The sequence below is a fragment of the Pseudomonas shirazensis genome (genome assembly GCF_014268785.2).
GTDB lineage: Bacteria > Pseudomonadota > Gammaproteobacteria > Pseudomonadales > Pseudomonadaceae > Aquipseudomonas > Aquipseudomonas shirazensis.
In genome coordinates, this window is record NZ_JABWRD020000001.1 from 1,643,436 (window position 1) to 1,665,947 (window position 22,512).

Annotated in this window: 25 protein-coding genes, 2 tRNA genes and 1 pseudogene; 18 read left to right on the forward strand and 10 right to left on the reverse strand. The window is 59.8% G+C overall.

Features of this window, described 5'->3' with window-relative positions:
- The first annotated feature begins 32 nt into the window (after positions 1-32).
- The 6 genes from HU736_RS07435 to csrA all read left to right on the forward strand — a co-directional run bounded on the left by HU736_RS07435 (position 33) and on the right by csrA (position 5,255).
- Positions 33-1,106 (forward strand): NAD(P)H-dependent flavin oxidoreductase, encoded by a 1,074-nt coding sequence (locus tag HU736_RS07435; RefSeq protein ID WP_186699009.1) that lies wholly within the window; start codon positions 33-35, stop codon positions 1,104-1,106.
- 91 nt (positions 1,107-1,197) lie between these two features.
- On the forward strand, positions 1,198-1,953 hold the full coding sequence (gene modA / locus HU736_RS07440; protein ID WP_186699007.1) for a molybdate ABC transporter substrate-binding protein: 756 nt from the start codon (positions 1,198-1,200) through the stop codon (positions 1,951-1,953).
- A complete protein-coding gene (gene modB, locus HU736_RS07445; protein ID WP_101320689.1) occupies positions 1,953-2,633 on the forward strand; it encodes a molybdate ABC transporter permease subunit in 681 nt (226 codons plus the stop codon). The genes modA and modB overlap by 1 nt, the downstream gene beginning before the upstream one ends.
- Position 2,634: 1 nt before the next feature.
- A complete protein-coding gene (gene modC, locus HU736_RS07450; RefSeq protein ID WP_186699005.1) occupies positions 2,635-3,726 on the forward strand; it encodes a molybdenum ABC transporter ATP-binding protein in 1,092 nt (363 codons plus the stop codon).
- Positions 3,727-3,784: 58 nt separating this feature from the next.
- A complete protein-coding gene (locus tag HU736_RS07455) occupies positions 3,785-4,801 on the forward strand; it encodes a DNA topoisomerase IB (protein ID WP_186699003.1) in 1,017 nt (338 codons plus the stop codon).
- A gap of 253 nt (positions 4,802-5,054) precedes the next feature.
- Complete coding sequence (gene csrA, locus HU736_RS07460; protein WP_101320695.1) at positions 5,055-5,255, forward strand: carbon storage regulator CsrA; 201 nt, start codon at positions 5,055-5,057, stop codon at positions 5,253-5,255.
- Positions 5,256-5,327: 72 nt separating this feature from the next.
- Here the strand turns inward: csrA and HU736_RS07465 are convergent, their stop codons facing one another.
- The 3 genes and pseudogenes from HU736_RS07465 to HU736_RS07475 all read right to left on the reverse strand — a co-directional run bounded on the left by HU736_RS07465 (position 5,328) and on the right by HU736_RS07475 (position 8,302).
- Positions 5,328-5,681 carry a response regulator gene (locus tag HU736_RS07465; protein ID WP_103437826.1) on the reverse strand — a complete coding sequence of 118 codons (354 nt, stop codon included), beginning with the start codon at positions 5,679-5,681 and terminating at the stop codon, positions 5,328-5,330.
- A gap of 27 nt (positions 5,682-5,708) precedes the next feature.
- A pseudogene (locus HU736_RS07470) lies at positions 5,709-7,136 on the reverse strand (ATPase domain-containing protein); the annotation flags it as partial.
- Positions 7,137-7,159: 23 nt separating this feature from the next.
- The gene (locus HU736_RS07475; protein ID WP_186698998.1) at positions 7,160-8,302 is read right to left on the reverse strand and encodes a two-component system sensor histidine kinase NtrB; all 1,143 of its coding nucleotides are present in this window, start codon (positions 8,300-8,302) and stop codon (positions 7,160-7,162) included.
- Between the two features lie 338 nt (positions 8,303-8,640).
- Here HU736_RS07475 and HU736_RS07480 point away from each other — a divergent pair.
- Both HU736_RS07480 and HU736_RS07485 read left to right on the forward strand, forming a co-directional pair.
- Positions 8,641-8,725: transfer RNA gene (locus tag HU736_RS07480), tRNA-Leu, on the forward strand.
- A gap of 104 nt (positions 8,726-8,829) precedes the next feature.
- On the forward strand, positions 8,830-9,243 hold the full coding sequence (locus tag HU736_RS07485) for a DoxX family protein (protein WP_103437829.1): 414 nt from the start codon (positions 8,830-8,832) through the stop codon (positions 9,241-9,243).
- Positions 9,244-9,280: 37 nt separating this feature from the next.
- Here the strand turns inward: HU736_RS07485 and HU736_RS07490 are convergent, their stop codons facing one another.
- Both HU736_RS07490 and HU736_RS07495 read right to left on the reverse strand, forming a co-directional pair.
- Complete coding sequence (locus tag HU736_RS07490) at positions 9,281-9,487, reverse strand: hypothetical protein (RefSeq protein ID WP_103437830.1); 207 nt, start codon at positions 9,485-9,487, stop codon at positions 9,281-9,283.
- A gap of 354 nt (positions 9,488-9,841) precedes the next feature.
- Complete coding sequence (locus HU736_RS07495) at positions 9,842-10,009, reverse strand: hypothetical protein (RefSeq protein WP_178080775.1); 168 nt, start codon at positions 10,007-10,009, stop codon at positions 9,842-9,844.
- Between the two features lie 223 nt (positions 10,010-10,232).
- On the opposite strand from HU736_RS07495, the gene HU736_RS07500 reads away from it, so the two are divergent.
- On the forward strand, positions 10,233-10,487 hold the full coding sequence (locus tag HU736_RS07500; RefSeq protein WP_186698996.1) for a helix-hairpin-helix domain-containing protein: 255 nt from the start codon (positions 10,233-10,235) through the stop codon (positions 10,485-10,487).
- A gap of 12 nt (positions 10,488-10,499) precedes the next feature.
- On the opposite strand, the gene chrA is transcribed toward HU736_RS07500, so the two are convergent.
- Entirely contained in the window at positions 10,500-11,870 is a 1,371-nt protein-coding gene (gene chrA, locus HU736_RS07505) for a chromate efflux transporter (protein WP_186698994.1), read from the reverse strand.
- A 169-nt stretch (positions 11,871-12,039) separates the two neighbouring features.
- On the opposite strand from chrA, the gene HU736_RS07510 reads away from it, so the two are divergent.
- Positions 12,040-12,771, forward strand: a complete 732-nt coding sequence (locus tag HU736_RS07510) for an FAD-binding protein (RefSeq protein WP_225912990.1) — start codon at positions 12,040-12,042, stop codon at positions 12,769-12,771.
- A 69-nt stretch (positions 12,772-12,840) separates the two neighbouring features.
- On the opposite strand, the gene HU736_RS07515 is transcribed toward HU736_RS07510, so the two are convergent.
- Positions 12,841-14,301, reverse strand: a complete 1,461-nt coding sequence (locus HU736_RS07515) for an L-lactate permease (RefSeq protein WP_186698992.1) — start codon at positions 14,299-14,301, stop codon at positions 12,841-12,843.
- Between the two features lie 131 nt (positions 14,302-14,432).
- On the opposite strand from HU736_RS07515, the gene HU736_RS07520 reads away from it, so the two are divergent.
- The 3 genes from HU736_RS07520 to HU736_RS07530 all read left to right on the forward strand — a co-directional run bounded on the left by HU736_RS07520 (position 14,433) and on the right by HU736_RS07530 (position 16,927).
- On the forward strand, positions 14,433-14,921 hold the full coding sequence (locus HU736_RS07520) for an Lrp/AsnC family transcriptional regulator (RefSeq protein ID WP_103437833.1): 489 nt from the start codon (positions 14,433-14,435) through the stop codon (positions 14,919-14,921).
- A 180-nt stretch (positions 14,922-15,101) separates the two neighbouring features.
- Positions 15,102-16,520 carry an ATPase domain-containing protein gene (locus HU736_RS07525; protein WP_186698990.1) on the forward strand — a complete coding sequence of 473 codons (1,419 nt, stop codon included), beginning with the start codon at positions 15,102-15,104 and terminating at the stop codon, positions 16,518-16,520.
- A gap of 44 nt (positions 16,521-16,564) precedes the next feature.
- On the forward strand, positions 16,565-16,927 hold the full coding sequence (locus tag HU736_RS07530) for a response regulator (protein ID WP_186698988.1): 363 nt from the start codon (positions 16,565-16,567) through the stop codon (positions 16,925-16,927).
- Positions 16,928-17,128: 201 nt separating this feature from the next.
- Here the strand turns inward: HU736_RS07530 and HU736_RS07535 are convergent.
- Positions 17,129-17,202 (reverse strand) — tRNA-Cys (locus tag HU736_RS07535).
- A 153-nt stretch (positions 17,203-17,355) separates the two neighbouring features.
- Complete coding sequence (gene sohB, locus HU736_RS07540) at positions 17,356-18,375, reverse strand: protease SohB (RefSeq protein ID WP_101323058.1); 1,020 nt, start codon at positions 18,373-18,375, stop codon at positions 17,356-17,358.
- Between the two features lie 197 nt (positions 18,376-18,572).
- Here sohB and HU736_RS07545 point away from each other — a divergent pair, with 197 nt between their 5' ends.
- The 4 genes from HU736_RS07545 (at position 18,573) to HU736_RS07560 (ending at position 21,731) form a co-directional block, all read left to right on the forward strand.
- Positions 18,573-19,283: a histidine phosphatase family protein gene (locus HU736_RS07545; protein ID WP_186698986.1), complete on the forward strand. Its 711-nt coding sequence runs from the start codon at positions 18,573-18,575 to the stop codon at positions 19,281-19,283.
- 54 nt (positions 19,284-19,337) lie between these two features.
- Positions 19,338-19,655, forward strand: coding sequence for an SCP2 sterol-binding domain-containing protein (locus tag HU736_RS07550; RefSeq protein ID WP_101320731.1), 318 nt, complete (start codon positions 19,338-19,340; stop codon positions 19,653-19,655).
- 217 nt (positions 19,656-19,872) lie between these two features.
- Positions 19,873-20,940 carry a phosphotransferase family protein gene (locus tag HU736_RS07555; protein ID WP_186698984.1) on the forward strand — a complete coding sequence of 356 codons (1,068 nt, stop codon included), beginning with the start codon at positions 19,873-19,875 and terminating at the stop codon, positions 20,938-20,940.
- Positions 20,941-20,963: 23 nt separating this feature from the next.
- Positions 20,964-21,731 (forward strand): SDR family oxidoreductase, encoded by a 768-nt coding sequence (locus HU736_RS07560; RefSeq protein WP_150568821.1) that lies wholly within the window; start codon positions 20,964-20,966, stop codon positions 21,729-21,731.
- 9 nt (positions 21,732-21,740) lie between these two features.
- Here the strand turns inward: HU736_RS07560 and HU736_RS07565 are convergent, their stop codons facing one another.
- Entirely contained in the window at positions 21,741-22,091 is a 351-nt protein-coding gene (locus tag HU736_RS07565; protein ID WP_186698982.1) for a hypothetical protein, read from the reverse strand.
- A gap of 123 nt (positions 22,092-22,214) precedes the next feature.
- Between HU736_RS07565 and HU736_RS07570 the strand changes: the two genes are divergently transcribed.
- Positions 22,215-22,511 (forward strand): RcnB family protein, encoded by a 297-nt coding sequence (locus HU736_RS07570; RefSeq protein WP_479692320.1) that lies wholly within the window; start codon positions 22,215-22,217, stop codon positions 22,509-22,511.
- Position 22,512: the final 1 nt, after the last annotated feature.

The following is a 22,512-nucleotide window of genomic DNA, read 5'->3' on the forward strand; positions in this document are numbered from 1 at the left end:
CCGAGTTGGAATAGACGTTGACAGGAGTGCACATGAGCAACTGGCCAGACCGCCGTATCCTGGATCTGCTCGGCATCGATGTGCCGATCTTGCAAGCACCGATGGCCGGAGCCACCGGCTCACCCATGGCCATCGCTGTGGGCACGGCTGGCGGCCTGGCCGCTCTGCCCTGCGCCATGCTCAGCCTGGATCAGGTGCGCAGTGAAGTGGCAGCGTTCCGCGCCGCCTGCGCAGGGCCTTTGAACCTGAACTTCTTCTGCCATCAACCGCCGCCCGCTGATGCAGCCCGCGCACTGCGCTGGAAGCAGGCCCTGCAGTCGTATTATCAGGAGCTGGGCGCTGATTTCGCCGCGCCGACGCCGGTATCCAACCGCGCGCCATTCGATGAGCACAGCTGCCAACTGGTTGAAGAACTGCGGCCGCAGGTGGTCAGCTTTCACTTCGGCCTGCCCGCTGCCAGCCTGCTGCAGCGGGTCAAGGCCACCGGCGCCAAAGTGCTGTCGAGTGCGACCACGGTGCAGGAGGCGCTCTGGCTGGAACAGCACGGTTGCGATGCGATCATCGCCATGGGCTATGAAGCCGGCGGCCATCGCGGCATGTTCCTCAGCGATGACATCACCAGCCAGATCGGCACCTTCGCCTTGATCCCGCAAATTGTCGACGCAGTGCGGCTACCGGTGATCGGCGCCGGTGGCATTGCCGATCACCGCGGCCTGGTGGCCGCACTGGCTCTTGGCGCCTCGGCGGTGCAGATCGGCACTGCCTACCTGTTCTGCCCGGAGGCGAAGGTATCTGCAGCACACCGCCAGGCGCTGGATACCGCCCCCGCCAGTGACACAGCGCTGACCAACCTGTTCACCGGGCGGCCCGCGCGTGGCATCAACAACCGCATCATGCGCGAACTTGGCCCGATGAGCGATCTGGCACCCGCCTTCCCCCTGGCAGGAGGCGCATTGATGCCGCTGCGGGCGATCAGCGATAGCGCCGGCAGCAGTGACTTCAGCAATCTGTGGGCCGGCCAGGCTTTGCGCCTTGGCCGACACCTGCCTGCGACAGAGCTGACCAGAGACATTGCCGAGCGCGCGCTGGAACAGTTAGGGCGCTGATTCGATCCCGCGACTATGGCCCTTCCCGTAGAGCCGACTCTCGCTATATAGTCCCGTATATAACGATAACCTGCTCCCGGAGAGTTGCTTCATGCGTATGCGTTTGTCCTACCTGGCTGCAACGGCGGCCACCTTGCTCGCCTGCACCAATGCCTGGGCCGATGAAGTTCAAGTTGCTGTCGCAGCCAACTTCACCGCGCCGATCCAGGCGATTGCCAAAGACTTCGAGAAGGACACCGGGCACAAGCTAGTGGCTTCCTTCGGCGCGACGGGCCAGTTCTATGCGCAGATCAATAACGGCGCACCTTTCGAAGTATTCCTGGCGGCCGATGACAGCACTCCGGCCAAGCTTGAGCAAGAAAAGCAGACCGTTGCCGGCTCGCGCTTCACCTACGCCATCGGCACCTTGGCACTCTGGTCTGCCAAGCCAGGCTACGTCGACGTGCAAGGCGAAGTGCTGAAAACAAATGACTACAAGCACCTGTCGATCGCCAACCCCAAGACCGCTCCCTACGGCCTGGCAGCGACTCAGGTGCTGGCCAAGCTGAACCTGACTGAAGCCACCAAAGGCAAGCTCGTCGAAGGCCAGAACATCACCCAGGCGTTCCAGTTCGTTTCCACCGGCAACGCTGAGCTGGGCTTTGTCGCCCTGTCGCAGATCTACAAAGATGGCAAAGTCGAAAACGGCTCGGCCTGGATCGTCCCGTCCAGCCTGCATGACCCGATCCGCCAGGATGCGGTAATCCTCAACAAGGGCAAGGACAACCCCGCAGCCAAGGCGTTTATCGACTACCTCAGAGGCCCCAAGGCCACAGCCGTGATCAAATCTTATGGTTATCAGATCTGATGCCGCTTGATGCTGCAGACTTCGGAGCGATCTGGCTGACCTTCAAACTGGCCAGCCTGACTACTCTGATTCTGCTCGTCATAGGCACACCGATTGCCTGGTGGCTGGCGCGGACCCGCTCGTGGTTGCGCGGCCCGGTCGGCGCGGTGGTCGCTCTGCCATTGGTGCTGCCGCCGACGGTGATCGGCTTTTATCTGCTGATCGCCCTCGGCCCGCACGGCTGGCTGGGCCAAGCCACCCAGGCACTCGGCCTGGGCAGCGTGGTATTCAGCTTCACCGGCCTGGTAATTGGTTCGGTGGTGTACTCCATGCCGTTTGTGGTGCAACCCCTGCAAAACGCCTTCAGCGCGATTGGATCAAGGCCTTTGGAAGTCGCCGCCACGCTGCGTGCAAGCCCTTGGGACACTTTCATTCACGTCGTGCTGCCGCTGGCTCGGCCGGGGTTCGTCACCGCCAGCATCCTTGGCTTTGCCCACACCGTGGGCGAGTTCGGTGTGGTGTTGATGATCGGCGGCAATATCCCTGACAAGACCCGCGTGGTGTCGGTGCAGATCTTCGACCATGTCGAGTCGATGGCCTACGCACAAGCACACTGGCTGGCCGCAGCCATGCTGGTGTTCTCGTTCCTGGTGTTGCTCCTGCTGTACGCGGGGCGCCGTGGCAAGCCCGGCTGGAGTTGAGATGAGTGCTTCAATACTGACGCGACTGACCCTGGCGCGCGACGATTTCACTCTGGATGTCGACCTGCAACTGCCAGGTTCAGGGATCAGCGCCTTGTTCGGCCACTCCGGGTCGGGCAAAACATCGTGCCTGCGTTGCCTGGCGGGTCTGGAGCGTGCGGCGAGCGCCTACATCGAGGTCAACGGTGAAGTGTGGGAAGACAGTGCCAGCGGGTTTTTCCTCCCCCCACATCGGCGCCCGATCGGCTATGTATTCCAGGAAGCAAGCCTGTTTCCCCACCTGTCAGTGCGCGCCAACCTGGAGTTCGGCTGGCGCCGGGTGCCGGCGGCACAGCGCAAGGTCAGCCTTGAACAGGCATGTGCGCTACTGGGCATTGGTCATTTGCTTGAGCGCCGTCCAGCCACCTTGTCTGGCGGCGAAGCGCAGCGGGTCGGCATCGCTCGCGCCCTGCTCAGCAGCCCGCGCTTGCTGCTGCTGGACGAGCCGCTGGCAGCGCTGGATGGACCACGCAAACGCGAGATTCTGCCGTATCTGGAGCACCTGCATGAAGAGCTGCAGATTCCACTGGTCTACGTCAGCCATGCCCAGGATGAAGTGGCGCGGCTAGCTGACTACCTGGTGTTGCTGGAGCAGGGCAAGGTGCTTGCAAGCGGCCCCATCAGCGAGACACTGGCCCGGTTGGACCTGCCGTTGGCTCAGGGCGACGATGCCGGCGTGGTGCTGGAAGGGCTGGTGGTTGGCCATGATCCGCACTATCAACTGTTCGACCTGCGCTTGCCGGGCAATGACAGCCAACCACTGCGTATCGCTCACCCATCGTTGCAGGTCGGTAGCACGCACCGGCTGAAGATCCAGGCGCGCGATGTCAGCCTGGCCTTGGCGGCAGACAGCCAGTCGAGCATTCTCAACCGCTTGCCCGTGCGCGTGAGTGAGCTGCGCGCCGCCGATAACCCGGCCCACCTGCTGGTCAGTCTGGATGCGGCCGGGACCACGATGCTGGCGCGCATCACCCGTTACTCCGCCGACCAGCTCGGCGTGCACCCGGGCCAGGCGCTATGGGCGCAAATCAAATCGGTCGCTGTTTTACTCTGAGCATCCACGCCAACGGCGTTGTCCATTGAGCAGACACCTGGTCGCTGGATGCCGCCCCATGCTCGATTGCCCGCTGCCCCGTTCCCTGCACTATGTCGACGACAGCCAGCCTGGCCTGAGCCGGCGCCGATGGCGTGATCGCTTTATCTACCTGGACGCCGACGGTGAACGGGTGCGCGATGAGGCGACGCTTGCGCGCATCGCGGCGCTGGTCATCCCACCGGCCTACACCGACGTGTGGATCTGTGCCGACCCGCAGGGCCATCTGCAAGCCACCGGCCGCGACGCCCGCGGACGCAAACAATATCGCTATCACGCGCAATGGCGCGAAGTGCGCGATCAGCATAAATACGGACGCATGCTGGCCTTTGCTCAGGTGCTGCCCAAATTGCGCAAGCAGCTCGACGCCCACCTGCGCCGCCCAGGGCTGGGCCGGGAAAAGGTCATGGCGCTGGTGGTCAGCCTGCTCGACTCGACCCTGATCCGCGTCGGCAATCGCCAGTACATGCGCGACAACAACTCCTATGGACTGACCACCCTCAACTCCGATCATGTCGAGGTCAAGGGCAGTACCATTCGCTTCCAGTTCAGGGGCAAGCGCGGCGTGGAGCACAACGTTACCTTGCGCGACCGGCGGCTGGCCGGCATGGTCAAACGCTGCATGGAGCTGCCCGGGCAGACGTTATTCCAGTACCTGGATGACAACGGCGAGCGGCACAGCATCGGCTCGAGCGATATCAACCTGTTTCTGCAACAGCTGACCGGCGCTGACTTTACCGCCAAGGACTACCGCACCTGGGCCGGCAGCAGCCTGGCCCTGCACCTGTTACGGCCATTGGCCTGGGAGCCGGAAACCGAAGCCAAGCGCCAGGTCACCGCCATTGTGCGTCAGGTTGCCGCACGCTTGGGCAACACGCCGGCAGTGTGCAGGCGCTGCTACATCCACCCGGCAGTGCTTGAACATTTCCAGCTGGGGCGCCTCGGTGCTCTGCCGCGAGCCCGCATTCGCCAGGGGCTTGAGCCAGAAGAAGTGACCTTGATGCACTTTTTGCGGGCGCTGCAGGAGTCCGATTGAGCGGGTCTATGTGCGCTATCAAGCAGAGAAATTTCCAATCTGCGCGTAAGCCCCCTATTCTTGCCCCCGAGCACCTCCGCCGGGGCACTTCAACCCGCAAAACCGGCACCTGCAGCTAGAGACATGAAACAGATTTTATTTACGGGGGAATTACTATCCTCCGAAAGCGTCTTTAATGAGAAGGAAGAGGGACACGCTCCCGCCGCAGCGGTAACTGACCGCACGGTTTTCGTTATTACCCAAGGAGAACTACATGCTGATACTCACCCGCAAGGTCGGCGAAAGCATCGTCATCGACGATAATATCAAAGTGACCATTCTGGGCGTCAAAGGGATGCAAGTGAGGATCGGCATCGATGCGCCTAAAGATGTTCAGGTTCATCGCGAGGAGATTTTCAAACGCATCCAGGCAGGCAGCCCTGCACCGGAAAAGCCCCACGACGAGCAACACTGAAACCTGCATCGCTTGAAGCCGCACGGATGCGCTTGACCGATCGGCCCGCCGATGCGGGATCTTGCCAGGCCCTCAGCCGCCCAGCAGCTCCCGCACTTTGGCAACCAGTTCATTGGCATGAAATGGTTTCTGAAACACCGCACCGAACAAATCGCAGTCCGCTTGCGCGGCTTGCGCGCCGCTCATCAAGATCAGCGGTAAATGCGCCAGCGCAGGATCATCTCGAATTGCCCTGGCCAATTCCTGGCCATTCTTCTTCGGCATCATGTAATCGGTAATCACCAGATCAATAGGCTTCTGGCGCAGCAGATCCAGCGCCTTTTCGCCATTGTTGGCCTTTTCCACCAGGAAACCCTCGTCCTCCAGGGCATAACCCAGGATCTCAGCGATTTGGTATTCGTCATCGACGATCAAAATGGTCTTCATCGCTGGACTGTCAGCCCCCTCCGAATGCGTAGGCGTGCCGCTAAGCACTGCGCTGGCACCTTCGAACGCCTTGCGCACTACCACTCCATCCGGCCCCATGCACAGCTCATGGAGCGCAGGGTCGTAGTCGCTGTCGCGCACCTTGAGCAGTGACAGCATGCGCCGCAGCCGGCTATCGAGTTCGACAAATCGGGTCAGGATCAGGTTATCGACGATGCTCGACAGGTCGGGTGACGGCGCACTGACTTCGGCACCAAACAGATCACGCACTTCCCAGGTCATCAACATCGTCACATCGCGGGCACGCAGCTCGCCGATCAGGGCGCGGAAGAAGCCATTGATGCGTGCCGGATCGAATGCCAGCCGGCTGAGTGCACCGAGGCTGTCGATCACCACGCGCTTGGCGCCGAGGCTATCAACCTGTTTCAGCAAGCGCGCACCGACCTGATCGAGCAGGCCCTCGGTGGTTGGCTGCCAGCTCAACAGCAAAGCCCCTGAGCGCTCCAGCTCAGCGAAGTCGTAACCAAAGGCACTGGCCTTCTGGCGCAATCGGGTAGGCGATTCGTAGAAGCCAAAATGCACCGCCGGCTGCACAGGTGACGCAGCCGCTACGAATGCCAGGCCCAGAGAGGTTTTGCCGATCCCCGAAGGCCCCATTATCAATGTGGTTGAGCCGACACTGACGCCACCGCCAAGCATGTCGTCCAGCGCTTGCGAGCCGGTGCTGATAGATTCCATTGTCTCCGAGCCAAGGTGGCTGGGATGGCTGTAGAGCGCCTCCAGACGCGGGAACACCGTCAGCCCGGCGCTATCGATCTGGCACTCGTGCAAGCCAGACAACGCAGCGCTGCCGCGGGTCTTGCGCAGCTGAATAGTACGCACGGCACGGCTGCCAACCAACGTCTCACCCAGTTCGATGACGCCATCGACCATGGTGTGTTCGGGGCTGCCTTCCTGCAGGCGCGAACTGGTCAGCAGCAGCACGGTGCAACCCGCGAAGGCGGCATGCCCTTGCAGCTCGGAGATGAATTTCTTGGTGTCGAGCGTGGTTTCGGCACGTATGCGGGCATTGAGCAGGCCATCGACAATCAGCAGGCTGGCCTGCTGCCGGCTAATTTCCTGACGCATCAGCCGCACCACGGCATCCAGGCCCTCCTGTTCGAGGGTGTCGAACGCGCTGACAAACTGGATCTGATCGCCTACCAGCGCCGGGTCGAAGAACTCCAGCGTCGACAGGCACTGGAACAACCGCTCATGTGATTCGCTAAGCAGAGTGGCCACCAGCACCCGTCCGCCATTGCGCACGTGGCCACACGCCAACTGATTGGCGAGGATGGTTTTGCCGGCCCCAGGCGGGCCTTGAACGACATAGGACGCGCCAGCGACCAGGCCGCCACGCAGCAAAGCATCCAGCCCTTCGATACCTGTCTCGACTCGCTTGAGTACTTCAACCATGGCCGCTACCTGTCGGGTTCGCGTTAAGGGGGGCTCAGCACCGCCGGCAAGTACAGGCACATACTGGTGCCCTCCCCGACCTTGCTGGACGCACAGATGGCACCGTTGCTCTGCTTGGCAAAGCCATACACCTGGCTAAGACCCAGCCCGGTACCCTTGCCAAACGACTTGGTGGTGAAAAACGGCTCGAAGATGCGCGGCAGCACATGCGCCTCGATACCCACGCCGGAGTCTTGCACATTGAACCGCACGAATGGCCCGTGCAGGCCCTCGACCTCACCTGCCAATTGCACGCAATCGACCTCGAGGCGAATCCGCCCCTCACCTTCGATCGCATCGCGCGCATTGAACAGAAGATTGAGCAGAACCATCTGCAATTGGCCAGGGTCGGCCTCGATCAGCGGCAGCTCTGTCGCCAGCTGCTGCTCGAATTCGATGCTGCCGGGTAGCGCGTGCTCGATCAAGCCACGGGTCGAATCAATCAGCGCGAGCGGAGCAATGCTCACCGAACTCAACTGGCGATGGCGGGCAAAACTGAGCAGTTGCTGAGTCAGTTGAGTGCCGCGCTGCCCTGCATCGATGATGTGTTCGAGCAAGCGCTGGACCCGCTGCGGATCCTGGCTGCTGCTGGCCATCCGCGCCGAGCTGAGGATAATCGTCAGCAGGTTGTTGAAGTCATGCGCCAGCCCGCCGGTCAACTGCCCCAGGGCTTCGAGCTTTTGCGCCTGGAACAACTGCGCGCGTACCGCGTCGAGCTGCAGCGCAGACTCGCGCCGGTCGGTGATATCGCGCGTAACCTTGGCTAGGCCGATGATCTGGCCCTGCTCATCGCGCACTACGTCCAACGCGGCCAACGCCCAGAACTGCGTGCCGTCCTGACGCACGCGCCAGCCTTCATCCTGGGCGACGCCATTCTCCAAGGCCTCGCGCAGGATCTGCTCGGGGCGATCCTGGGCACAGTCCTCAGGCGTGAAAAAAACGGAGAAGTGCTGGCCGATGATCTCGGCGGCCTTGTAGCCCTTGATACGCTCTGCACCCGCATTCCACGACACTACGTGGCCAGAGGGATCAAGCATATAGATAGCGTAATCAACCACCGACTGAACGAGCTGCTCGTAGCGGTTGGCGGTCATTTCGGATTGGTCCGGGTGGTCGGTTGAAACCATGAAAACTCCACAGGCACCACAGGGTGAGGCATAAACATGATGTTGAGTCTACTCGCCCTTTACAGGCTAAGCGAAGCTCTTGACGAGTAGCCGTCTGACGGAGCCGCTTCGGGCTGGCGATATCGCTCGCAGTGAGCAGCATGGTCGCCTGAAAAGTCGCGAACAGTGGCTTAATGACACTATCGTGTCAATTGCTTGGGGTTCAGCCCTCAGGGATCAGCCGGAAATGCCTGCATGGAGGAGTGTTTTGTTGACGCATCTATAACGATGGGTTATAAAGCGCGCTTGATTGCTGAGCATCTGTTTAACGTGCCGGTCGCACAGACCCTTTCAAGCGTGCGAGTGTGGTGGAATTGGTATACACAGCAGACTTAAAATCTGCCGGCGTGAGCCTTGCGGGTTCGAGTCCCGCCACTCGCACCACTTATTGCGTAAAGGGCGCCCCATGGGGCGCCTTTTGTTTGCGCGCAAGAATTGTTCGCAACTCCTGCTACAGTGAAATCATCCAACCTCACTGGTATCCCGCCATGCGCTATACCCTGTTCGCCGGTCAACGCGATGCCATCATCCTGCTCGCCCGCATCCTGCTGATGATCCTGTTCTTGCTCTCGGGCTGGAGCAAACTAACAGGCTTTGAAGGCACGGTCAGCTACTTCACCTCGATAGGTGCACCTGCGCCGACACTGGCAGCAGCCATCGCAGTGATCATGGAGTTCTTCGTCGCAATCGTGCTGATTCTCGGGTTCTATACGCGACCATTGGCGATGCTGTTCGCGCTCTTCGTGGTCGGCACCGCAATGATTGGCCACCCGTTCTGGGACATGGTCGAGCCTGCGCGCAGCGCCAACATGACTCAGTTTTTCAAGAACATGAGCATTGTCGGTGGTCTGCTGCTGCTCGCCGTGACGGGCGCTGGCAGGTTCTCGCTGGATCGGCGCTGAGTGCTTGCCTTCGGCTTGATCTGCGTGCTGGTGTGAGTCAGTCGTCTACGTCATCGTGCCAGGCAGGATGGTCGTATTCGTCGTCGCTGTCATTGAGGGTGCTCTCATCGAGCGTGCTTTCGTCATCCTCGACCTCATCCAGCAAACCCTGGGCATCGGCCTCGGGCGCAAAGTCTTCATAGAGGAATTCGTGATCAAGCAGATGATCGTGTTCGGGTTCGTGGAGGTCGTGTTCGTCGCTCATACCAGGCTCCTTGAATAGCTCGCCTGTATAAAGTGATCATCGGTGCAGGTCAACGGCTGAACTGTTAATCCCGACTTAACCAGGGCATTGCACCCTGCCTGAGCTCCCTTCAAGAATCCTTGCCTGCCTTACGGCGGGCTTTTTTTCGCCTGCAGATTACCTGAATGATCTTGCTACATCGTCTTCACGTTTTACTGACAAGCCCGGCCAGATACTACACAGGCTCCGTACGATCTTTAGACCCGCCCACCGTTGGCGGGTTTTCTTTGCCTGTGATTCGGCAATCGCGCAACTCGGCGTCCAGCCAGCGCAGCGCAAACGCGCACGCGCCGAAGGACACCTGTTACAGCAGACTCACGGCGTCTTGGCAGCCTGAGCCTTGGTCCAGTGCACCTTGGGCGCGGCAGGGTTGAAACCGCTTACGCCTCGTGGCACTTCCTTGATCTCGCCGCCCTTGGACAAGAACTGCTCAATTTGCTCATTCAAGCGCAGTTGAGCGTGATGGGTCGCAGACTGGGACATGCTGATACCTCACTGATGAGCCACCCAGAGAGAGGACTCGCCCGCCACTATACACCGCAAAGCACGTAAGCAGGACTTTAAAGCCAGATAAAGAGAGATCCCTGCCAAATTTACGCAGATATCAGCAAGATTAACGAGCGTAAAACTTCGCGCTCTTGCCTCGGTTGTGGTGGTCTCGAATATGAGTGAAGCTTGGCGAAACTCACGGAGAGAGGATGTACCCATGCCGTTTTCAGCGGACGAACGCGCAGCACTGCTGGCGCTCAAGGGCGTAGGCCCGACGGTTATCAGCAGGCTTGAGCAGATGGGCATCGAGTCACTGCAGATGTTGGGCGATTCGAACGTAGATGACATTCTGGCGCAGGCTTCGGCAGCGCTGGGGTCAACTTGCTGGAAGAACAGCCCGCAGGCGCGAGCGGCGATAACTGCGGCAGTGATGCTTGGCAAGCAGTCGAGCATTAGCCTGTCACTGCGCTAGCGCGCTCATCTATCAAACCCGCAGCATATGGACTGCCAAACCTGCAATGGCGCAAGCGAATAGAACCTGGATCACTGTTAGCTTGAAGCGGAACAGGGCAATAGCGGCAGCAACCGAGATCACCGCTGCAGGCCAGTCAAATGCGCCGCTGAAGCCTTTTGGCCAGAGCACGTGATAGCCGAAGAAGAGGGCAAGATTGAGGATCACTCCGACCACAGCAGCGGTGATGGCTGTCAGCGGCGCGGTGAATTTCAGGTCGTTGTGCGTCGACTCCACCACCGGCCCACCGGCAAGGATGAAGATGAACGAAGGCAGGAACGTGAACCAGGTGACGAGCCCGGCCGCGACTGCGCCTGCAAGAAATGGATGCTGCGCAACGAACATCGGCTGCACATAGCCGCCGACGAAACCGACAAAGGCGACCACCATGATCAGCGGCCCTGGAGTCGTTTCACCTAAAGCGAGGCCATCGATCATCTGAGCTGGCGTCAACCAACCGTAGTGCCCCACAGCGCCCTGATAGACATAAGGCAGCACAGCATAGGCGCCGCCAAAGGTCATCAATGCAGCCTTGGTGAAGAACCAGCCCATCTGCGTCAGCGTACCATCCCAACCAAACGACAGCGTCAGCAACCCCATGGGCAGACACCAAAGCCCAGCCCCGATGAGTAGCAGGCGCACCAGCTGCGCCCAGCTGAAACGTGCATGTTCAGGCGTCGGGGTATCGTCGTCGATCATGGCTGGGCCGTAGCTGTTGCTCGCCGCGCCATGGTCGCCACCGATGGCGAATATGCCAGGAGCGAAGCGACCACCCATATAGCCGATGATGGCAGCGGCGAGCACGATCAGCGGGAACGGCACGTTGAGGGCAAAGATAGCAACGAACGAGGCACCGGCCAGGCCCCATAACCAACCGTTCTTCAGCGCGCGCGAACCAATCCGGTGGGCCGCATGAACGACGATCGCCGTGACCGCCGGCTTGATGCCATAAAAGATCCCCGCCACTACCGGTACCTCGCCAAAAGCGATGTACACCCAGGACAAACCGATCAGCATGAACAGCGAAGGCAGCACGAACAATGCGCCGGCAATCACCCCTCCCCAACTGCGGTGCATGAGCCAGCCGATGTAGGTGGCAAGCTGCTGGGCCTCGGGGCCTGGCAACAACATGCAGTAGTTGAGCGCGTGTAAAAAACGCTTCTCGCTGATCCAGCGCCTGCGCTCGACCAGCTCCTGGTGCATGATCGAAATCTGCCCGGCCGGCCCGCCAAAACTGATGAAGCCTAGCTTGAGCCAGAACAGGAAGGCCTGGTAAAGGCCAACCGGCTGCACAGCCGGCTTGGATGGCGACTGCTTGTTCACCGCGCAAGTGCTCTCAACCATCTTGAGCTTCCTCATCAGCCAAGGCCGTCAGTTGCGAAAGTCGAAACTCGTTCAAAAATCTGGACATAAATCGGAATAAACTCATTAACTGGAATTCAATTCCTATTTCTATATCATAGCCTCTGACTCAATCCAGCTCGACGACGGCCACGACAGTCCAGGCCTGTGGATGCCCTGCTCGATCCGCACCGCGAAGGACGGCTACCAGGCCATATGGCCACACATCCTGCTCGACCGCGCCAAGCCTGGATTGATCGCCGTGAATGCCCAAGGCAAGCGCTTCGTCAACGAGTCGAACTCCTACCACGACTTCGTCATGGGGATGCTTAACGACGGCAGCGCCACTGCTCACCTGATCTGTGACCAGAACTTCCTGCAACGCTACGGCCTGGGCCTGGTCATGCCGCTGCGCAGCGCCATCAATATTGCCAGGTTCGTCAAAGCCGGCTACTTGATCAAAGGCAGCACCCTGGGCGAACTTGCCAGCAAGCTCAAGGTTGATGCCGAGGGGCTGGCAAACACCGTCAGAACCTACAACGCCGCCGCTGCAAACGGTGACGACCCTGCATTCAACCGCGGTACCAGCCCCATGAACCGTCACAATGGCGACCCGCAGCAACTACCCAACCCCTGCGTGCGCCCGCTAGGCGATGGGCCCTACTATGCCGTCACAGTGCAACCGGCCGATCTCGCCTGCAGCGCAGGCTTGAGTGGTAACGCCGATGGCCAGGTGCTGAACATGCAAGGCCAGGTGATCGATGGGCTATACGCCTGCGGCAATGACCTTGCTTCAATCTTTCGCGGCACCTACCCAGGCCCAGGCACCACGCTGGGACCTGCGATCGTGTTCGGCTGGCGAGTGGCGCGGCATGCTGCGCGAGTTGCTGATCGCCAGTGTTGAAGCTAGCGACCAGTGAGCGCCTGCTTCGGGTTCAGGCTGTGTGGGAAAGTGCCATCCGCCAACACCAGGCTAGCCAAGCCATCCACTCAGCATCGCGGCGCCCAACGCGACTAACGCGGTATTGAGGCAGACCAGCATGAAGCCGAACCTTATCAGTTCGCCTTCCTCCCTGGCCTGGGTTTTGGCAAGCCCCAGAATCAGCATGACAACCGATAGCGAGCCCAGCGCCGCATGCCCCGCCGAGCTGTTCTGGACGGCAGCCAGCAGTAGGCGGGAGGACTCTGGCAACGTCGCGATGGCCGGCATGAAGATCGCATTGCCACCAACATTCGACCCGGTCATGTAGCCAGACAACGCGCCAAACAGGGCAACCAACGACGTCGCGGCGGTGGGCGACAGCCCAGCCAGCAGTTGCATCAACCCCGCAAGGAAGCCGGCCTTAACCATCATCTGCGACATCGCGAGAAAGAAGAAAATGGTCAGCAATGGCCGCTTCGCCCGAGCCAACAGCGCAGCAGGCAGGTTAACGTCGTGTGCGGTCCGGGATTGTATGCTGCGCGCACGAACGCCTAGCACGATCAGGACAATGCCCAACGCCAGGCCTGGTGAGGCGAGTGGCTTCCAGTTGACCTGGGCGCTCTGTACAACCCAGTGCTCCTGCCAGGAGGTGATCGCCCACAGCATCTTCAAGCCGACAATGCAGACAATCAGCACCAGATACGGCCATGCCTGACGCGGCCATTGCACCGGACCGCGCTCGCTGTCGTAGCGGCGCAGGCGCCACAGCCCAACAGAGAGTACCGCTGCTGCCGTCACCAGGCCCGCAGCAACGCCGGCTACTTCCGGCCCCAGCCACCGACTTGCGCTGTAAAGAACGCCCACAAACAGCAGCCAGAAAACGCCCAACGCCCCCCATCCCCGCGAGTCACGAACGCCTGCAAGATAAAGCGCGAATGCACTGAGAGCGAAGAAAACCGGGGCGCTGGTCAATGCCGAGGTCGATGCCAGCATGGGTGCGTCCAGGTTAACCAACGAAGCACCAATGACAGATGCCAGGCCCAGCGTTCCCCAGGGCATGATGGCCATGCCGGCCAGTGCGATCCGGAGCGCGACCCGACGCTCGAAGAGACTGAGCAGCAGGGGCACCGTAGCGATCAACGACACGCCGAAACCAGTCATCGCTTCGAGCAACGGTGCCAACCCAAGGACGATTAACACGACTTGATCGCCGCGCCCAAGCCCCAGTGACCGCACCCATTGGCTCAGCGCCAGATTGACGCCCATGCGCTCGATAAAAATCACGAAGAGCAGACCTGGGACGATAACGAAAGCGGTACTTGCAAACAGCACGACGGTATCTTGAGCGGCGGCCACCATACTGCTCAGGCGCCATGCGTCTGCCGCGCCGGCGAGCCAGAGCACAATGACTAACAGAGTGCCTGCAACGGCGGCGTGAACGGGCGGCCGGCGCAATACCACGAGCATGACTGTAACCAACAGGACCGGGGAAAGATGGAACAGTGCGAGCATGCCAATAATATCCTGTGTGTGTTCCCGAATAGGCTGCGTACGCAGACTGCTGGCAAGATAATATTGCTCTTGCCTAGATAAAGGGCCGCAGTTTTCTGGTAGTTTTCGAGAAAATTTCTCACGGATTTGCAATGGCCAAAAACGACGCTGAACCTGAATCGCTAGACAAATTTGACCGTGCCATCCTGGACCTGGTCCAGCGCGACAACACCATGCCGCTGCGCCTTATGGCCGAGCAGGTCAATCTTTCCACGGCCGCCGTTCAGCGCCGCATCAAACGAATGGAAGACCGGGGAGTCATCACGGGCAACGTAGCCATCGTCGATCCCACCGCCGTAGGCCGGCCGATCACGATAATCGTGGAAGTGATGGCTGAGCGCACCAGCATCGAAGCGCTGGAGGCGATGAAGGCACACTTCGCGGTGCCCGAAGTTCAGCAGTGTTACTACGTCACCGGCGAAGTGGATTTCATTCTGGTACTCACCGTCGCCAGCATGAAGGAATACCAGACTCTGGCGCGGCGATTGTTTGCCGAAAACTCCAACGTTACCTGGTTCAAGACAATCGTCGCGCTAGACCGTGTGAAAGTCGGGCTTGATGTGCCAAGCATGGCTGGGTAGATGCTCATGCAAAAGCCTGTGGTGGCTCGCGCCATGGCGGCAGATTTGCGCCCCAAGTCGCCAGCGCAACAAAAGCCACGACTGCTGCGCACTAGTCGGCAATAGCCCCTGAACGAAATTGGCGTTAGCATCACACTCTTAGTCGGCTTAACAGCCTGTTTTTCAGATCAGGGTCGCATCGTGGAAAAGCTCAAACGCCTCCAAAGTGGAATAGAAGGACTGGACGCTCTGCTCAAGGGCGGGCTGGTCGCAGGTGCCTCGTACATTATCCAAGGGCGCCCAGGTTCAGGCAAAACGATCCTGGCCAACCAACTTGGATTCCATCATGCGAACAATGGCGGCCGCGTTTTGGTTGCCACGCTGCTGGCCGAGTCACATGACCGCCTTTTCCAGTTTCTTTCCACACTGAGCTTTTTCGACTCATCCAAGATTGGCGAAGAAATTCAGTTCGTCAGCGCGTTTGACACACTGGAAAACGAAGGTCTGGATGAGGTAGTAAAGCTGCTGCGTCGCGAGATCAGCCGTCGCAAAGCTACCGTACTGGTCGTCGATGGCCTGCTCAATGCGCGCTCCAAAGCCGACTCACACATCGACACCAAAAAGTTCATTTCAGAGCTGCAGGGTCACGCCGCTTTTGCTGGTTGCACCGTGCTGTTTCTAACCAGTTCACGGCTGGACGACGGTAGCCCTGAGCACACCATGGTCGATGGCGTCATTGAAATAGGCGAAGAGCTGTTCGGCACCCGCTCGGTACGGCGTATTCAACTGCGTAAAACGCGCGGCAGTGCTGCGTTGGCAGGCCTTCACGAGTGTGAGATTACCGACAACGGGCTGGTGGTTTATCCTCGTCTGGAAAGCCTGTACAGCCACCCGTCCGCACCCGACAGTGCTGACATGACGCGCATTGGCAGTGGGATTGCCTCGCTGGACACGATACTGGGAGGCGGCCTTTATAGTTCCAGCGTGTCTTTGGTCATGGGCCCTTCCGGCATCGGAAAAACGACGCTGGGTCTGAAGTTCCTGGCGGAGTCGACGGTGGACAGCCCAGGGCTGCATTTTGGCTTCTACGAAAGCCCGCAACGCCTGCGGCTCAAGGGCGACTCACTGGGCATCGACATCAAAGGCATGGAAGACAGCGGCGCCCTGACCATCGCCTGGCAGCCCACGACTGAAGGCCTGCTGGACGGGCTTGGCGCACGCTTGCTGAGTATCGTCGAAGAAAATGGCATCAAGCGTGTGTTCGTCGACAGCCTTAGCGGCATGACCCGGGTTGCAACCAATACGGCAAGGATTACTGACTTCCTCAGTGCGCTGATGAACGAGCTGCGCGCCCGAGGTGTCACGGTACTGGCAACGTGGGAAATGCGCGATCTGCTGGGCTCCGAGGTCAGCGCGCCCAACTCCGACCTGTCGAGCATCGTCGACAACCTGATGCTGATGCGCTTCGCCGAGAATGACTTTGAACTAAAGAGAACGCTTTCCGTTCTCAAAGTTCGAGATAGCGCTTATGACCCCTCCCGATTCGAGGTCGTCATCCAAGCCCAGGATGTTTTACTCAAAAAGGCTTCAAGACATGAACCATCAGTCCCAACTGAGTGATGTCCTGGTTCGATCTCTTAGGTTTTTGAGTGGATTACAATAAAGTGACTACCATCTTGGTCGTCGACGACGAATATTTAATTGCTGACATTCTCAGCTTCGCGCTGGAGGATGAGGGGTTTTCCGTGGTAACGGCCAGCAATGGCCGAAAAGGGCTCGATGCTCTGGACAGAGTCAAGCCAGCCTTGATCATCACCGACTTCATGATGCCGGCCATGGACGGCCTGGAGTTCGCTACCGCCGTGCGAGCCCTGCCATCGCTACTTCAAGTCCCGATTATTCTGATAAGCGGCGCCCAGGCACATATCGGTATGCAGCGACCGGATTTATTTGACGCGGTATTGCCTAAGCCCTTCAATATCGACGCAATTATTGCCGAGGTGAGAAAACTGCTGCATTTAGCGTAGCCGTGTCCACGCGGCTGACCCTGACTGCGCCGGCCACAGCCGAGTCATCCCCGAGCCCGCTCGGTTGCCCAGGTGCCTCATCGGTCATTTCTGCCTATTCGGCACCCACCAATAAACATTGGACTTCAGCTGCTTCACTCCATACTTTTCCGACCCGCAAAGAAAAACCCCGCAGAAGTTAATCTGCGGGGCTTTCAAATATGGAGGCCGAGGTCGGAATCGAACCGGCGTAGACGGATTTGCAATCCGGAGCATAACCACTTTGCTACTCGGCCTCAAAGGTTGGATCTAGCGGCTTGCGCCCTGCTATCTCCTTGAAACTTCAGTGCTTTTTCAAGCTTGCTGCGCTTCAATGGACGCCATTATGTCTGCATTCGCTTGGCCTTGCAACCCCCATGTCAGAAAAAATCTTCAAGGGGTTCAAGGTGTTAGCGCAGGCGGCCGAGCTTGCTCCACAGCCCCACCAAGGTGTTCTCAACCGCGCCGCTGGCGGCCACACCAATGCGCTCCTGCAAGCTTTTGCGTTCGGCAAAGCGCAGGTGGTAAAGGTTGGCTTCACGGGCGCGGTCACTGAGGTATTCGTCGCTGGTGCGCAGCTCATCAACCAGCTGCATGTTCAGCGCCGCAACACCCAGCCAGACCTCACCGGTGGCTACTTCGTCCATGTGCAGCTGCGGGCGGTAACGACCAACAAAGTCCTTGAACAGCTGATGGGTGACGTCAAGGTCTTCCTGGAACTTCTCGCGGCCCTTCTCGGTGTTCTCGCCGAATACGGTCAGCGTGCGTTTGTACTCACCGGCGGTCAGCACTTCAAAATCGATGTCGTGCTTTTTGAGCAGGCGATTGACGTTCGGCAACTGAGCGACCACACCGATCGAGCCAAGGATGGCAAACGGTGCGCTGACGATCTTGTCGCCGATGCAGGCCATCATGTAACCGCCGCTGGCAGCAACCTTGTCGATGCACACGGTAAGCGGGATACCGGCCTGACGGATGCGCGCCAGTTGCGACGAGGCCAGGCCATAACTGTGCACCAGTCCACCGCCGCTCTCGAGCCGCAGCACGACTTCATCACGCGGGGTGGCGAGGGTCAGCAGCGCGGTAATTTCATTACGCAGACTTTCGGTGGCAGAGGCTTTGATGTCGCCATCGAAATCAAGAACGAAGACCCGCGCCTTGTCCTCGCCCTTGGCTTTCTTCTGCTGCTTGTCGGCCTTGGCCTGCTGCTTGCGCAGGGCCTTGAGTTGAGCCTTGTCGAACAGGCCCGCCTCGAGTCGCTCACGCAGCGCCTTATAGAAGTCGTTGAGACGGGTGACCTGCAACTGCCCGCCGGGCTTGCCGCGGCCTTTGCCACGCAGGCCGGCAATAGCCGAAAGCACCACCAGAAAAGCAATCACCAGGGTGGCGGTTTTGGCGAGAAAGCTTGCGTATTCTGCAAGAAACTCCACGTTGACTCCTTGATAAATCAGCACCTGCACGGTGCGAAACTGCTGCCAGCATACCGGGGCGTACGGGGCACTGCCAGCAGGCGAAAACGCTGGCAACATCTTTCAAACAAGCTTTTCAAACGCTTGTATGTTTTTTCGTTGACAGCCACTCTGGCGCATCCTAACCTCCCAGCAACTTCACTCGGCCGGATATCGATGTGGGCAACCTCTACCTGATCCGACATGGCCAAGCCTCATTTGGTGCCGCCGACTACGACGTACTGTCGCCGGTCGGCGTGCGTCAGAGCCAGGCCTTGGGCAGCCATCTAGCCAACCTCGGCTTGCGCCTGGATCGTTGCATCGCCGGCGACCTGCGCCGGCAACAGGACACCGCCCTGCTCGCGCTTGAAGCCATGAGTACCCTGGGCTGCGCGGTGCCGGCGCTGGAGACCGATGCCGGCTTCAATGAATTCGACGCCGATGGGGTGATCCGCACACTGCTGCCGGCGCTGCTGCCAGATGAGCCGCAGGCACTGCATGTGCTCAGCAACGCTGCGCAAAACCGCAGCGAGTTTCAGCGCCTGTTTGCCTTGATGGTCCAGCGCTGGCACGACGGCCAGCATCCGGCCGATGGGCTGGAGAGCTGGGAGGCTTTTACCGGCCGCCTGCGCATTGCCCTGCAGCGGGTATTGGACGCCGCCGGCAGCGGCGACAACGTGGCTGTTTTCACCTCGGGCGGCAGCATCGCCGCCCTGCTCCACCTGATTACCGGCATCACCCCCAGCCAAGCGTTTGCGCTGAACTGGCAGATTATCAACACGTCGTTCAGCCAGCTGAAGTTTCGCGGCCATGACGTGGCACTGGCTTCCTTCAACTGTCAGGCCCATGTGCAGCTGTTGAAGGCGCCGGAGCTCATCACCTATAGGTGAGCCCGGCCTGTTGTGTCCCTGCGGACGCGAATTTCACTTAACAAGGAATACACCATGAGCGATGTAGCTAAAGCCGTCGAAGCGATGAAAGCCAAGTTCAATCCCGCTGCTGCTGAAGGCCTGGACCTGGTGTTCGGCTTCAACATCACCGACGAAGACAAGCAATACGCGCTGGTCGTCAAAGACGGCACCTGCGACATCCAGGAAGGTGAAAACCCAGATGCCAACTGCACCCTGGTGCTGGACAGCGAAACCCTCAAAGGCATCGTCAGCGGCGAAACCGATGGCATGCAAGCGTTCATGGGCGGCAAGCTGCGTGTTGAAGGCGACATGATGCTGTCGATGAAGCTCAGCGAGCTGTTCCCTGCCTGAGTGGCAACGACGACTGCATGAAAGAAACCGAAGCCGGCACCGGCTTCGGTTTTTTTTTGCCTGATCTGGCGTTCATCGCACAGTGCAGAGGCCGCGCATCAAGCGCACTGATCAAGCGCCAACACGCCTGCCTATATGGCGATTGGCACGCTTGTTCCATTACCTCAGGCCGATTAGATTAGCCAATAATGCTCGACACCGAGAATAAGGATCACGCATGACGCTGACTGACCAGTCCACCCAGGTACGCCCCGGCGAAGAACTCGATGCCAGCGTCATCGATCCCTATCTCAAAGCTCATCTGCCTGGCCTGGAAGGCATGCCGCTGATCAGCCAGTTCCCGGGCGGCGCCTCCAATCTGACCTACCTGGTCAGCTACCCACAGCGTGAGTTCGTGTTGCGGCGTCCGCCCTTTGGCGCCAAAGCCAAGTCAGCGCACGACATGGCCCGTGAGTTTCGTATCCTCAATCAGCTCAACAGCGGTTTTCCTTACTGCCCCAAGGCGTACCTGCACTGCACCGACGAAAGCCTGATCGGCAGCGAGTTCTACCTGATGGACCGGGTCAAAGGGATCATCCTGCGCTCGGACATCCCGCTGGAGCTGGGCCTCGATGCCCAGCGCACCGAAGCCCTGTGCAAAAGCTTCATCGACCGTTTGGTGGAATTGCATCAAGTGGATTACCGCGCCTGCGGCCTGGCTGACCTGGGCAAACCCGAGGGTTACGTGCAGCGCCAGATCGAGGGCTGGATCAGCCGCTATGAGAAGGCCGCCACCCCGGATGCACCGCGCTGGCAGCAGGTCATCGACTGGCTGCGGGCAAAGATGCCAGCCGACCACCCGCGCTCAGCCGTCGTGCACAACGACTACCGCTTCGACAACGTCATCCTCGACGCAGCCAACCCGATGCAGATCATCGGCGTTCTGGACTGGGAGATGGCCACCCTCGGTGATCCGTTGATGGACCTGGGCAACAGCCTGGCTTACTGGATCGAGGCCGATGACCCCGCCCCCATGCAACTGATGCGGCGCCAGCCAAGCAACGCCCCGGGCATGCTCAGCCGGGCGCAGTTCGTTGCCTACTACGCCGAGCGCGCCGGCATCCGCATCGACAACTTTGACTTCTACTATTGTTATGGACTGTTCCGCCTCGCAGGGATCGTCCAGCAGATCTATTACCGCTTCCACCACGGCCAGACGCAGGACAAACGCTTCGCGCAGTTCATTCACATGAACCGCCTGCTTGAGCAGATGGCACTGCAAGTGATCGGCAAGTCCGCACTTTGACCACACACAACAAGGGACACAGCATGGCCAAGACGCAACTGTTCGACCTCGACGGCAAGATTGCCTTCGTTTCCGGCGCCAGCCGCGGCATCGGCGAAGCCATCGCCCACTTGCTGGCGCAGCAAGGCGCGCATGTGATTGTCTCCAGCCGCAAGCTCGACGGCTGTCAGCAGGTCGCCGACGCGATCATCGCAGCCGGCGGCAAAGCAACTGCAGTGGCCTGCCATATCGGTGAGCTGGAACAGATCCAACAGGTGTTTGCCGGCATTCGCGAGCAGTTCGGCAGGCTCGACATCCTGGTCAACAACGCGGCCACCAACCCGCAGTTCTGCAACGTGCTGGACACCGACCCGGGCGCCTTTCAGAAGACCGTCGACGTCAACATCCGCGGTTACTTCTTCATGTCGGTAGAGGCCGGCAAACTGATGCGTGAGCACGGTGGTGGCAGCATTATCAACGTGGCCTCGATCAACGGCGTGTCCCCGGGGCTGTTCCAGGGCATCTACTCGGTGACCAAGGCCGCGGTGATCAACATGACCAAGGTGTTCGCCAAGGAGTGCGCGCAGTTCGGCATCCGCTGCAACGCTTTGCTGCCAGGCCTGACCGATACCAAGTTCGCCTCGGCACTGGTCAAGAATGACGCCATCCTCAACGTCGCCCTGCAGCAGATCCCGCTCAAGCGTGTAGCGGCGCCCAGCGAGATGGCCGGCGCAGTGTTGTACCTGGCGAGCGACGCCTCGAGCTACACCACCGGTACCCTGCTCAATGTCGACGGTGGTTTTCTGTCCTGAGCCGGCCGGTTACAGACAGGTCGCAGCAGCAGCCCGGCGGCGCAGTGCGGTGGTGTCGGCTGTTCGCGCGTAATAGTCGACGCGTGTGCCACCGTCTTGCGGGTAGATGTCGGCAAACGACTCTGCCTCACGGGTATATACCGTCAAGCCGCCACTCTTGCGCGGCTGCAGGTAACCACTGGCGTCGACCCCAAAGACAGCCTCATCCTGCCAACTGAACTGGATGCACTGGGCAACCAGTTCCGCAGCCTTTTGCGACTTCAGCTGTGCAGTCGGCGCAGTGCCGCGCGCGGCATCCATGGTCGACGAGGCACACCCCAGCAGCATCAATGCTGCGGCCATCGGCACAATTGCACGCATGTTTCATCCTCGTGGGCAAAAAAGAACACGACTCTAGCATTTGCGTGCCTGCACAAGTGAATTCTCGACGCTCAGCTGTTGTCGCATTAACACACCTATTGCATTTGGAGACTGTGCATGAAAATGCGCCCACTGCTGTCCGCCCTGCTGTTCACCGCCACCCTGCCTTGCCTGCCATTGGCTGCTACTGCAGCCGAAAGCAACGTCGAGAGCGTCAAGGCGCCGGAATCCCACGACCGCGAGCTGAAGGTCGGTGACAAGGCCCCGGATCAATACAAACGCGATGATGCCGCCGTGGTTGACTGGAAAGCCAACGGCCTGCCAGCGCCGGAAAAAGAAAGCCACTGGGTGAAAATGGGCAATCGCTTCGTGCTGGTGCAGATCACCAACGGCGTCGTGCTGGCCATTCACACGAAGTGAT

What these genes read in the sequence shown, in the direction of transcription:
- HU736_RS07435 (WP_186699009.1), top strand. Translation starts at nt 33, where the DNA reads ATGAGCAACTGGCCAGACCGCCGTATCCTGGATCTGCTCGGCATCGAT.
- modA (WP_186699007.1), top strand. Translation starts at nt 1,198, where the DNA reads ATGCGTATGCGTTTGTCCTACCTGGCTGCAACGGCGGCCACCTTGCTC.
- modB (WP_101320689.1), top strand. Translation starts at nt 1,953, where the DNA reads ATGCCGCTTGATGCTGCAGACTTCGGAGCGATCTGGCTGACCTTCAAA.
- modC (WP_186699005.1), top strand. Translation starts at nt 2,635, where the DNA reads ATGAGTGCTTCAATACTGACGCGACTGACCCTGGCGCGCGACGATTTC.
- HU736_RS07455 (WP_186699003.1), top strand. Translation starts at nt 3,785, where the DNA reads ATGCTCGATTGCCCGCTGCCCCGTTCCCTGCACTATGTCGACGACAGC.
- csrA (WP_101320695.1), top strand. Translation starts at nt 5,055, where the DNA reads ATGCTGATACTCACCCGCAAGGTCGGCGAAAGCATCGTCATCGACGAT.
- HU736_RS07465 (WP_103437826.1), bottom strand. Translation starts at nt 5,681, where the DNA reads ATGAAGACCATTTTGATCGTCGATGACGAATACCAAATCGCTGAGATC.
- HU736_RS07475 (WP_186698998.1), bottom strand. Translation starts at nt 8,302, where the DNA reads ATGGTTTCAACCGACCACCCGGACCAATCCGAAATGACCGCCAACCGC.
- HU736_RS07485 (WP_103437829.1), top strand. Translation starts at nt 8,830, where the DNA reads ATGCGCTATACCCTGTTCGCCGGTCAACGCGATGCCATCATCCTGCTC.
- HU736_RS07490 (WP_103437830.1), bottom strand. Translation starts at nt 9,487, where the DNA reads ATGAGCGACGAACACGACCTCCACGAACCCGAACACGATCATCTGCTT.
- HU736_RS07495 (WP_178080775.1), bottom strand. Translation starts at nt 10,009, where the DNA reads ATGTCCCAGTCTGCGACCCATCACGCTCAACTGCGCTTGAATGAGCAA.
- HU736_RS07500 (WP_186698996.1), top strand. Translation starts at nt 10,233, where the DNA reads ATGCCGTTTTCAGCGGACGAACGCGCAGCACTGCTGGCGCTCAAGGGC.
- chrA (WP_186698994.1), bottom strand. Translation starts at nt 11,870, where the DNA reads ATGGTTGAGAGCACTTGCGCGGTGAACAAGCAGTCGCCATCCAAGCCG.
- HU736_RS07510 (WP_225912990.1), top strand. Translation starts at nt 12,040, where the DNA reads ATGCCCTGCTCGATCCGCACCGCGAAGGACGGCTACCAGGCCATATGG.
- HU736_RS07515 (WP_186698992.1), bottom strand. Translation starts at nt 14,301, where the DNA reads ATGCTCGCACTGTTCCATCTTTCCCCGGTCCTGTTGGTTACAGTCATG.
- HU736_RS07520 (WP_103437833.1), top strand. Translation starts at nt 14,433, where the DNA reads ATGGCCAAAAACGACGCTGAACCTGAATCGCTAGACAAATTTGACCGT.
- HU736_RS07550 (WP_101320731.1), top strand. Translation starts at nt 19,338, where the DNA reads ATGAGCGATGTAGCTAAAGCCGTCGAAGCGATGAAAGCCAAGTTCAAT.
- HU736_RS07555 (WP_186698984.1), top strand. Translation starts at nt 19,873, where the DNA reads ATGACGCTGACTGACCAGTCCACCCAGGTACGCCCCGGCGAAGAACTC.
- HU736_RS07560 (WP_150568821.1), top strand. Translation starts at nt 20,964, where the DNA reads ATGGCCAAGACGCAACTGTTCGACCTCGACGGCAAGATTGCCTTCGTT.
- HU736_RS07565 (WP_186698982.1), bottom strand. Translation starts at nt 22,091, where the DNA reads ATGCGTGCAATTGTGCCGATGGCCGCAGCATTGATGCTGCTGGGGTGT.
- HU736_RS07570 (WP_479692320.1), top strand. Translation starts at nt 22,215, where the DNA reads ATGCGCCCACTGCTGTCCGCCCTGCTGTTCACCGCCACCCTGCCTTGC.